2 protein-coding genes are annotated in these 2,096 nt (G+C 67.9%); both read right to left on the bottom strand.

Features of this window, described 5'->3' with window-relative positions:
* Window positions 1–194: 194 nt before the first annotated feature.
* The gene (locus tag H7U37_RS14715) at window positions 195–983 is read right to left on the bottom strand and encodes a helix-turn-helix domain-containing protein (RefSeq protein WP_204876884.1); all 789 of its coding nucleotides are present in this window, start codon (window positions 981–983) and stop codon (window positions 195–197) included.
* A gap of 142 nt (window positions 984–1,125) precedes the next feature.
* On the bottom strand, window positions 1,126–2,096 hold a 971-nt coding region (locus H7U37_RS14710; RefSeq protein WP_204876882.1), incomplete at its 5' end, for an exonuclease domain-containing protein.

Below are 2,096 nucleotides of genomic sequence, written 5' to 3'. Positions count from 1 at the left end.
GAAGAAACCCTGTTCATCGTTTCCCTTTACCCGCAGAGGGCTTCTCGTGCATGGGAAGTACCCCCACATCGTAGGGGCGACCCTTGTGGTCGCCCGCTTCCATGCAGGCGCGTTGACGTTTCCTGCACCGCATTCCACTTCTTCGACAGACTGACATCCCCGGCAACGTGAGATGCTGCCGGGGATGTTGTTGCTCAGGGAGAAATATGCTGGGTCAGAAAGAGGAGCAGATCCTCGATCCACCGGGGGGCGTGGGCGTAGGCGGAGATGGCGGCTTGCAGCTCGGCGGCCGAGTGGGGGAGGGAGGTGAGGAAAGTGGCGGAGCCGCTGACCTCCTGGCCGATGGCCAGGGGTGCGGAGGCGCTGACGCCTATGGCCACCCGGCTGGCCCAAGCAGCCACGCCCACCGACCACATACCCAGGGCCGCCGATCCGATGGCCAGGCAGCCCACGGCAACCGCGCCCAGGGCGATGAGGCCCAGGGCCGCGCCGCCCAGCGCCGCGATGCCGGCGGCCAGCCCGCCCAGCGCCAGCAGACCCAGGGAGAGCCCGCCGACGGAGAGAAGTCCGGCGCTGATACCGCCCAGCGCCACAAAGCCGGTGGCCAGATTGCCCACGGCGAAGATGCCCTTTGCGCGATAAAAACCCTGCCCCAGGTTGATATGGACCAGCGGGAGGCCGAAGAGGGTATGAGGGCTGCGGTATTCGTAGTGCCAGAGGGAGTAGTAGTGGTTGACGATGGTGGGGCGCGGGTCAAATTCGGAGCCGCCGGCGGAGGGGGAGGGGTCCGTCCCCCGGACCAGGTTGTCCAGGGTGACGCCGAAGTAGTCGGCCAGGATGACCAGCTTGTCGATGTCGGGCCGGGACGCGCCGGACTCCCATTTCTGGACGGCCTGCCGGGAAACGCCCACCACATTGGCCAGCTCCTCCTGGGAAAGTCCGGCCTGGCGGCGCAGCTCGTAGAGACGGGTTTGCAGCATCATAGAAGAAAAGACCTCCTGGTGGATTGGGATGGACAGAGTATAGCACAACGGGGCGCCACCGGCCACCAACCGGCCGTTTCGATTTGACAACCAGCGGTTGCGGATGGAAAAAGAGCCGCCCCGGAGGTCGGAGCGGCGCAGTTTACCTGCCGGCCAGGCGGAGGAAGGCGGCCTCGTCCAGCACGGTGATATGAGCTTTTCCGGCGGCGTTGAGGGCGCCGGCGGTGCGGGCCTTGGCGCCGTTGGCGGCGGAGGGACCCACCACCAGGAAATCCGTTTTGGCGGTGACGGTCTCCCGCAGCATGGCGCCTGCGTCAGCGGCCAGCTGCATGGCGTCGTTCAGTCCGCCGGGCAGGGCCCCGGCAAAGACCACCCGTTTCTGCCACAGGGGACCGGCGGGGTCTGGGATGACGCCGGGGGTGGGCTGAAAGCGCCCGCTGAGCTTGGTCTCCCGTCCGCTGCGGCCCAGCTGGGTGAGGGTCAGGCGGAAGAGGGCGGAGAGGCACAGAACGTCGCCCTTGGCCCGGTAGGGCAGCTGGTGGGCGATTTTCAGGCGGCGGACCAGGTAATCCAGTCCATAGGTGCGGTACTCCGGCCAGGCCCGCCGGGCCAGACGGAGGCTGTCCACATAGAGCACCGGTCCCGGCAGCTGGGCAAGCCCCAGAAAGCGCTCCAGAAAGGGGAGGACAAAGGCGGCGTTATGGATCACCAGCGGACGGTCTCCCAAAAAGTCCGCCGCCCGTACCGCGGCCTCCCGGGGGGAGGGGGCCCCTTCCAGGTGGGCGTCGGTGAGTCCGGTGAGGGCGGTGACCTGGGGAGAGAGGGGGGCGCTCTGCTGGAGCAGGGTCTGGAACCGTCCGATGAGACGCCCGTCCTCATAGCGCTCCATGGCCACCTCCAGGACGTGGTCCCGTCCGGCCACCAGGCCGGTGGTCTCCAGGGCCAGGGTCACATAGGAGGAGAAGGCCAGCAGCTCCCGCTTGCTGGACAGCTCCAGCCGGCGGAAGGCGGTGAGACAGGCGGGGGGCTCCGGCGGCAGATCGGGAAGGGACACAACCGCCTCTTCCGGTTCCGCCGGGGGAGGGGGCTCATCCGCCGGGCACAGGGGGGCCT

The organism is Pseudoflavonifractor phocaeensis, assembly GCF_016901735.1.
Taxonomy (GTDB): Bacteria; Bacillota; Clostridia; order Oscillospirales; family Oscillospiraceae; genus Pseudoflavonifractor_A.
Note: the sequence above shows the minus strand (reverse complement) of the source record. Positions and strands in the feature narration are given on the sequence as shown.